Origin of the sequence: Pedobacter sp. UBA5917 (assembly GCF_002432345.1) — a bacterium.
Classification (GTDB): Bacteria; Bacteroidota; Bacteroidia; order Sphingobacteriales; family Sphingobacteriaceae; genus Pedobacter.
This window is the reverse complement of sequence record NZ_DJDT01000177.1, coordinates 24,572-33,583: the sequence shown is the minus strand read 5'-3', so window position 1 is coordinate 33,583 and position 9,012 is coordinate 24,572. Positions and strand designations below refer to the sequence as shown.

General features: G+C 41.9%; 5 protein-coding genes. All 5 read right to left on the bottom strand.

Going from position 1 to position 9,012, the window contains the following annotated elements; translation table 11 throughout:
- Nucleotides 1–216: 216 nt before the first annotated feature.
- Entirely contained in the window at nt 217–1,179 is a 963-nt protein-coding gene (locus tag B2V92_RS11555) for an acetyl-CoA carboxylase carboxyltransferase subunit alpha (RefSeq protein WP_293308017.1), read from the bottom strand.
- A gap of 485 nt (nt 1,180–1,664) precedes the next feature.
- Entirely contained in the window at nt 1,665–3,224 is a 1,560-nt protein-coding gene (locus B2V92_RS11550) for a S10 family peptidase (RefSeq protein ID WP_293308015.1), read from the bottom strand.
- Nucleotides 3,225–3,385: 161 nt separating this feature from the next.
- A complete protein-coding gene (locus B2V92_RS11545; RefSeq protein ID WP_293308013.1) occupies nt 3,386–3,787 on the bottom strand; it encodes a hypothetical protein in 402 nt (133 codons plus the stop codon).
- A 195-nt stretch (nt 3,788–3,982) separates the two neighbouring features.
- Nucleotides 3,983–5,563, bottom strand: a complete 1,581-nt coding sequence (locus tag B2V92_RS11540) for a SusD/RagB family nutrient-binding outer membrane lipoprotein (protein WP_293308011.1) — start codon at nt 5,561–5,563, stop codon at nt 3,983–3,985.
- Nucleotides 5,564–5,582: 19 nt separating this feature from the next.
- Nucleotides 5,583–8,858 carry a SusC/RagA family TonB-linked outer membrane protein gene (locus B2V92_RS11535; RefSeq protein ID WP_293308009.1) on the bottom strand — a complete coding sequence of 1,092 codons (3,276 nt, stop codon included), beginning with the start codon at nt 8,856–8,858 and terminating at the stop codon, nt 5,583–5,585.
- Nucleotides 8,859–9,012: the final 154 nt, after the last annotated feature.

Sequence of the window (9,012 nt, the reverse complement as noted above, 5' to 3'; positions counted from 1 at the left end):
AGAAACGAGCGTGAGCATTCGAGATGTGCTTGCGCTCGTTTCTAACGAGTGCAGCGATAGCCTTACGATTGTATCGTAAAATCATAATAGTTAATTAATTCAACCGTAAAATACGGTATGTTATTTACACCCTCGTTTGAAACAAGCGTGAGCAACACAAACAAAAAATCCTGTTCAGCATTACCGAACAGGATTTTTTGTTATTTTTTTAAATGATTACTCGTTTACAACGCCCATTTCGCAGAATTTCTCAATCCGCTGCTCAATCATTTTATCTGTTTTTAATTTACCCAGAGTAGTTAAATCTTTTATGATATACTCTTTTAAGATTTTGCCCATCAGCTCTGGATCCTGGTGCGCACCACCAAGCGGTTCAGGGATAATTCCGTCGATAAGTTTATTGCCAAACATATCTTCAGAGGTCAATTTTAGACATTCGGCTGCTTTTTCTTTAAAATCCCAGCTTCTCCATAAAATAGATGAGCAAGATTCAGGAGAGATTACCGAATACCAGGTATGCTCCAACATGTATACTTTATCACCGATACCGATACCCAAAGCACCACCCGAGGCACCTTCGCCTACAACGATACAGATAATGGGCACGCGTAGAACCGACATTTCCAACAGGTTTTTGGCAATTGCCTCACCCTGGCCGCGTTCTTCTGCCTCTAAACCCGGGTAAGCACCCATTGTATCGATAAAAGTAACCACCGGTTTGTTAAACTTTTCTGCCAAACGCATTAAACGTAAAGCTTTACGGTAACCCTCAGGATTGGCCATACCAAAATTGCGGTATTGACGCTCTTTGGTGTTTTTACCTTTCTGGTGCCCGATAACCATTACCGTTTGACCATTAATGGTAGCAAAACCGCCAATAATCGCCTTATCATCCTTAACCGTTCTATCACCATGCATTTCGATGAAGTCATCGCAGATCATGTTAATATAATCGAGGGTTTGTGGGCGATCGGGGTGACGGCTCATCTGAACCTTGTTCCAACCGGTTAAATTTTTATATAAGTTATTGGTAGTTTCTTCTAATTTACCATCAAGCTCATCTAACGTGGCAGACATATCTACCTTTGTTTTTTCGGCAACTTGTTTAACCTTTTCTATCTGCTGAACTAAATCGGCAATAGGTTTTTCAAAATCGAATGATGTTTTTATCTGCTGCATAATTGAACCACAAAAATAAGTAATTATTTTTAGTTTGTAACCAACAGTTTTTCGTTTGCGTTTTTTGAGGCGGTAAATCGCTTTAGCAAGGCTGACAAAAGAACGTTACAAATACGATTTATTTCTGTTTTTTATTTGGAAAGCAGTTGCAGTGTTACTTGGGTTATGTTCTGCCCTGCTCTCCCTCCACCCGATGAAAAATCGGGATCCGTCCGATCAGGTTTAGATTATAACTGCTTCAGCTACTATGAGGTTTTTTTGTACCACCGCCCAGATTACCACCAAACGTTCCTAACAGAACGTTAACGCCAATTGTACAATTGGCTACCCACGAAGCGTCCCAATGGGACGCAAAAGTGATATTAGCGCTATTCAGAATTTCCGTACCACAGGCCAATATCAAAAAAAGGTTCGTGAAAACACGAACCCCTGTGATGTTTTTAATACACCCTAATCTTAAAATCCTTAAATCCTCCTAATCCTGATTAAAATTTAGCAGCTTCGCCCGGCTTTGGTAATGCTTTTTTAATAAACTCGCGGATGTGGTTATTTGCCGTTTTCAGGTCATCTTTGCGGAGGTACATCATGTGCCCACTACGGTAACCTTCCCAGCTCATTCTATCCTGTAGTTTACCCGCAGCATCTAGCTGCCACATACTATATTTCGCATTAAAGTAATCGCAGGCACCATCGTAATAGCCCGATTGCACCAACAAGTGCAGGTACGGATTCTGCGCCATGGCCTGGCGGAGGTTATCGCCCGTTTGGTCGCCGGTTTTATCCCAGGGGTATACTGAGCCGAACATGTTGTATTTTAAATCTGTTTTATAATTCAATTCGTTGCGGATGTACATGTTAATGGCCGGGGTAAACGAATGCAGCCACGAAGTAAGTTCGGCATTATAGTCAGGCCCTTCGCCGGCACCCATTTTATCGATGCCGCGGTAACGCGAATCCAATCTTCCAACAGTAAAACCTTTATCCCTTAACAGTTCTTTCCAAAAGAAATCAGTAGGTACGTTGAGGTTATAATCTAAAATCACTTTTTCCGAAAGGCCTGAGTAACGGGCCATTTTTACCGCAATGGCTTTCTTTTTATCAACGCTTAACATTCCGCCCTGCGAAATGGCGGGAATGAGCTCATTGATGGTAAAACTTTCTACTTCAGGCAACATGGCCGTTAAATCCTTAGCCTGTAAATCGGCTGCCAAAGCTTTGTGGTACCATGCGGTAGCTGCAAAATAAGGTAAACGCAGCGCAGCATCAACGGGGCCGCTACGCTCGATACCCAACTCGGTTGGCGATACGAGAACTACACCGTTTAAATACATCCACTGATTGTTCTGCAGCTCTAAAGCCAATCCCGAAACACGAGTGGTACCATAACTTTCGCCGATTAAAAATTTCGGAGAGGCCCAACGGTTATTGCGCGTTACAAAAGTATTGATCCACTCGGCCAGGTATTTGATATCGGCACGCACCCCAAAAAATTTATTACCGGGAATATCTTTGCTCACCGCCCTCGAATAACCTGTATTAACCGGATCGATGTAAACCACATCGGCCACATCCAAAATAGAATATGGATTTTCTTTATAACCATAGGGCTGAACAGGGTAACCTTCGTCATCGATATTCAGTACCACCGGACCGGTATAGGCAATGTGCATCCAAACCGAAGCAGAGCCCGGACCGCCGTTAAAAGAAATAACCAAAGGCCTTTTATCCTTGTTCTGTACATCGCTGCGTTCGTAATAAGTATAAAATAAGCCTGCAATGGGTTTTCCATCTTCGTCCCAAACCGGAAGCGTGCCCGTTGTAGCTTTGTAGGGAACAGCTTTTCCATCAATGGTTACCGAGTGGTTGGTTACAACCGAACTCTCTACCTTTATCGTTCTTTCATTTCCTGATGGCTTGGGTTCATCCTTAACCGTAACCTGCGTAGTGGTTACCGTTTCTTTCGGTTGATTTTTTTTCGGTCCCTGTTGCGCATGTACAAACAAAGTGGCACACAGAAATGTAGTGAGTATAAATCTGAATTTCATTTAGAAGTTAGTTTGGTGCATAAATATCAAATTAATGCGGCGTTAATCAAAAACAACAATGTAAATGTTACCATAAAAAAACCGGTATTGCTTTTGGCTATACCGGTTGCGCAAAAAACTCCTGCCATAAAGCAGTAGGCTCTTTTATTAAGGGTAATAAATTAAATAACAACGGCTTCGGCGCCGACCTCTGCAATCTGCCAACCTATAGTGGGGTTTCCGGTTACAAGCACATCTACAAAATACTCGTAATAAGAGCCGGCTTTATAACCTTTAAAGCGATCGGCATAAATGGTACCTGTTGAGTGTGAAACACTGGTTAAAGGAATACTCCCCTCGCCCTGGATGGTTACGCTAATACTGGAATAAACCTGACCGGTAGTGTATGTAAGTGTTGCAACTGCGGGCAGACCATTACTGGTGGTAAAGTTTTTGGTAACCGTAATTACAGACGGTGGTAATTTCGTTTTCTGCGGGATGGTGTTTCTTTCGGGCGTAAAACTACTGAAAAGGAAAAGGCTAAAAGCCAGTGTTGTTACCAATAAAGAGATTGATTTTTTCATGTGATCCGGTTTAAATAGGTTTAAGTTTACACAATGGTTTTTGTTTGGGATACTGCTGTGCTAGCTAAAGATAATCTTTTCGATACCAGGCCCTTACAACAAATACTGCGCAAACGTTTGTCCAAAATACATTACAAAAAAGCCGACAATGCATCATGCAATGTCGGCTGTATTATAAACCGGGATGATTTATAATTATTTATCCCACCAAACTTTACCTACCAGCTTATCGCCGCCGGGAACAGCAGCAGAAGCCGCTTGATAATTGGTTGCATTAGAAACGCCCTCAAATAGTGGATATGGGAACCTTCGTGGAATTGATCCGCCGGTATTGGTATTTGGATACACGATAGGTACAAGTGCCGGAAGACCTGTTCTCCTCCAGTTAGACCAGGTTTCGTAAAAATCCAACATCGTAATGGTATGTGCCCAATATTGTGTAGCAATCATATCTAAACCATTTGCAGGTACATAAGGGTGTGCCACCAGATATGCAGCAGCATCAGAAGCACTTACAGCCATTGATGGATCATACTGTGATAAATACGTCATAGCCGAAGTTACACCTGCATTATAATGCGTAGCTGCAGTTCCGCCGATATTGTAACGCTGTGCGGCCTCTGCCCAAAGCAGCTCTGTTTCTGCATAAGTTAAAATAAAGGTGTTACCGTCTCTTTTGAGCATACCAGGATTTGGTGAAGAGTAATCCGTAAAATCGGTATAAGAAGGATCCTGACGTACATCCCTACCCGCAATACCACTTAAATCTTTACCGTTCGGCATTCCTTTTTGTACAGCAGCAGTAGTAACAAAAGCAGGGTTCTGTGTTTTGGTAACATCGGTTAAATATAACTTGGTTACTGCTACTTTGCTTAAACGCGGATCGTTATTTGTTTTTAAATAGTTGATAAAGGTACTACTCCATCTGGTGTAGAAATTTTCCTGTCCGCCATCACCCAGTAAAACCTGTGCATTTCTATTCTGGGTAACACGGCCACCATTTGCATCATGCTTAAAAATGGCATTATCAGCTTCGCTTGTCATGGTTTTACCTACAGCTTTGTTAATGTAAGTTTGCGCCAGTGTTGCATCTGCCTTGGTTAACCTCATAGCCATACGCAGCATTAAACTGTTCCCAAAACGTTTCCATTTGGCAACATCGCCACCAAAAACAAGGTCGCCGGTTACGGCATCACCACTTGCACTTAACGCAGTGCTGGCTTCATCCACTTCTTTTAATAGATCGGTATAAATAGCCTGCTGAGAATCATATTTAGGATATAAATTACCGGTATAGTAACCTTTTCCGGCCTCAAAGTAAGGAATATCACCATATAGATCTGTTAATCTTTCAAAAGTAAGGGCTTTCCAGATCCTGCCCATCTGATAAACGTTATTGTACTGTGTTTTGCCTTTGGTAAACTCTACCAGGTCGGCAGCATATTTAACCTGATCGGGATAGGCTTTTTCCCAATATGCAGCAGTATAACCTTCGTTAAGCATATATTTATCGCCGGCCCAGTAACCGATTACCGACGACATGCCCTGCATCATGGTGGAGGCATAGATTAAGTTACCCCTCCAGGTTTCGTAGGCAAAATCGATACTGCCGGTATAATTTAACTGTGCGGTAGATAACAGAAAGTTTGGATTATATTGTTCCTGACCCACAGAAACCGGGTCGGTATTTATTTTTTCGAAGTCTTTTGTACAACCAGCTATTAAGGTTAATCCTGATAATAAAAGTGGTACGTATAATTTTGTGATCGTTTTCATTTTCAATTCGTTTAAAGGATTATAACTTAACACTTAAATTTAAACCATAGGTACGCACAGGTGGCACACCGCCCAACTCCATCCCCGGAATGGTAGCATTGTAGCTCGATTCGGGATCGATGTTATCGGTTTTCTTCATGAGGATAAATAAGTTACGACCAACGAAACTTAGGTTTAAGCCCTTAATTTTATTATTGAATAATTTACCGGGGAAATTATAACCTATGATAACCTGGCGGAATTTGATAAAGCTCGCATCCTGAACAAATTGTTTTGAAACGTTATTGGCAAAAGTGCTATAGTAGTTTGCCGCATTAATGCCTAAAGCATCGCGGTTTTCCAAAGTAGCTTGGTGCAATCCGAATACATAACCATAATAATCGGTGGCCGAGAAGATTTTACCACCCCATTTGCCGTCGATTAAGAAAGATAGATTAATACCTTTATAACTAAATTCGTTATTCCAGCCTGCTGTCCATTTGTTGTATGCAGATCCATAAGGCTTAAGCTCACCTCTTTCAGGGATACCATTTACATCTTTTACAATATTTCCGCTGGCATCATATTTATAATCATAAGCCATTACCTGTGCAACGGCCTTACCTTCTAAATTCTGTAGGAAACCAACATTGCTGCGTGATGTGGCTAACAATTGTGAAGAAGTACCTGGTGCAAGCGTTAACACTTTATTATCGTTGTACGACGCGTTTACACTCGAAGTCCAGTTGAAATCTTTGTTACGTAATATCACACCAGATATTAAAGTCTCTATACCGCGGTTCTGTAATCTACCGATATTTAAAACGGCCCCACTATAACCTGTTGTGGTTGAAGCAGGCACCGGAAGAATTTCATCTTTTGATCTTTTATTGTACCAGGTAAAATCGAAGCTCAAACGATCGCCGAAAAACCTCATCTCGGTACCAATCTCCAGTTCGCTGGCACTTGATGCCCTTAAGCCCGAGTTAGGGATAGAACTGTTTACAATGTTACCCAACGAGTTACCATTAATGGTTTCGCTGCGCAGGTTGTAATAAAGCTGTGTTTGGAAAGGTGTAGTGGCCTGGCCAACATTTGCATAACCGGCCCTTAATTTACCAAAGCTCATAAACGATGGTTTCCACAATTCAGAGAAAACAAATGATCCGCTAATGGCAGGGTAAGTAGAACTCAGTTTATTATCCTTTCCGGGTGCGGCCAGTGTAGAAAACCAATCAGTCCTCAAACTTCCTGTTAAATACAGGATATCTTTATAAGTTACCTCTAATGTACCATAAACAGATTGTGTTTCCTGATCAAACTTGTAAACCGAAACCGATTTACCTCCGGTATTGGCCAGGGTATAAATACCAAAAAGCTGGAAAGAGGCACCCCCATTTGTTGTTCCTTCACTCTTGGTACGGCGGAAACTGGCACCCACATTCGGGGTAATCGAAATATCGTCAATCTTGAATGATTTACCGATCAATCCATCCACATTGATATCCGAAAACTTACTGATCTGCTCGGTATAACCACCATCTGCATCATAGGCTGTACCCGAAGGTGTTACAGCTAAATAATTATCGTTATACGAATCCCTACCTGCACGTGCCTGTAAAAACAGACCGTTATCAAAAGTATATTTCGCATTTACCGAACTCAATAAACGTTCTCTTTTGGTATCGTGGATAAAGTTATTTGCGGCAAACCATGGGTTTGTGGCATAAGGGTTACCGGTATTGTACGAAAGCTCTGTTCCATCAGGCTTTGTTCCGGGCTGTAATGTAGCGATATTAACACTGGTAGGTAAAAAAGCCGCATTATAATTGGCATTACCCGCACCATCTGATACCATCGGACGATTTTTGGCCTGCTCCAAAATATAATTGAAACGTGCATCTACAACCAGGTTTTTAATCGGATCGAACGTACCCGATAAAGTAAAATTCTGTCTGTTTAAACCCGAATTAGGCACAACCGATCTATTGGTAAGATCGCTGCCCGATAAACGGATTACACCACCGGTAAAAGATTTGTTCAATGCAAGCGTATTGGTAAAACTTCCACCTGTACGGTAAAAATCTTCAATATTGTCTTTCTGTGCCGAATATGGTCTGCTTACCCCATCAAACTGGATTACATTAGATCCATCCAAAGGTGCGCCCCAGCTCGAACTTCCGGTTGATGCTGCCGCAAGCTGTGTAGCAGGCTTTTGCCCGTTTACCCCTTGTCCATAAACATATTGCCAGTTGGTTCTGTCCATTACCTGTTCGGCAACGTAGTTACTGCTAAATTCGATGCTGTTTCCTTTCCCGCTTTTGGTGGTAATCAAAATTACACCGGCTTTTGCCCTGTTACCATACAATGCAGATGCCGCAGCACCCTTTAGTACCGAAATACTTTCAATATCATCAGGATTAATATTGCTGATCGCGTCTCCAAGATCGGGAGCGTTATCGTATTGACCACCATTGTTTCCAATACCGATTGTGCTACCAAAACCAACAGGGGCACTTTCCATCGGAATACCGTTAACCACATATAATGGCTGGCTTGATGGACCTAAGCTTGATACCCCACGGATGGTAACGTTTGTTGCCGCTCCGGCACCGCCAGAAGTACCGGCAATATCCAAACCTGCCACTTTACCTACCAAAGAGTTGGTAATGTTGTTTTCGCGTGCCTGGGTTAAGGTTTCGCCACCAATCTGCGTAACCGAATAACCCAAAGCCCTTCTTTCTTTTTTGATACCCAAAGCGGTAACTACCACATCGGTAAGCTGTTTTGTATCTTCTGTTAAAACAATATTGATTGTGGTTTGCGAGCCGATAGGCACTTCTTTGGTCTGAAAACCGGCATACGAAACCACCAAAATTGCATTTTCGGGCGCATTCAGGGCAAATTTACCGTTAATATCGGTCGATGTTCCTATTCCTGTACCCTTAACCCTAACGCTTGCGCCGGGCAAAGCGCCTCCAAGCGCATCTTTTACCGTTCCCGAAATCGGAACTTCTTTATTTTTGCTAATGACGATCAAGCCACCATCAGAAACAGAATATTTCAGGTTCGTTCTGTTTAAGATAGCTGCCAAAACATCGGTAACCAAAGTATTGGTTACAGTAATGCTTACATCCTTATTAACGGGAACGTAAGAAGAGCTGTATACAAAATGGTAACTGCTTTGCTGCTCAATAATCTGTAAAACCCTGGCCAGTTTTGTTTTTTTGACATCCAATGAAATTTTTTCCTGGGAAAAAACAGATGCAGAAACATTAAGGCAGGTAATGAACACCATAATACAGGCTAGTTTCATTAGCATAATGAATTTTAGGAGCGCTTTATATTTTGGGCGCCCTTGCAGTAAGTAATAATAAATCATATTTTTGTTTTTTTTGGTTGCATAAGTTCTTGGCAGCAATCTGTTTGCGCATAAACTGCCATTAATTGATCAAAAAAGAAATTTTAGA

Coding starts and splice junctions, on each gene's coding strand:
- B2V92_RS11555 (WP_293308017.1), bottom strand. CDS start 1,179: ATGCAGCAGATAAAAACATCATTCGATTTTGAAAAACCTATTGCCGAT.
- B2V92_RS11550 (WP_293308015.1), bottom strand. CDS start 3,224: ATGAAATTCAGATTTATACTCACTACATTTCTGTGTGCCACTTTGTTT.
- B2V92_RS11545 (WP_293308013.1), bottom strand. CDS start 3,787: ATGAAAAAATCAATCTCTTTATTGGTAACAACACTGGCTTTTAGCCTT.
- B2V92_RS11540 (WP_293308011.1), bottom strand. CDS start 5,563: ATGAAAACGATCACAAAATTATACGTACCACTTTTATTATCAGGATTA.
- B2V92_RS11535 (WP_293308009.1), bottom strand. CDS start 8,858: ATGAAACTAGCCTGTATTATGGTGTTCATTACCTGCCTTAATGTTTCT.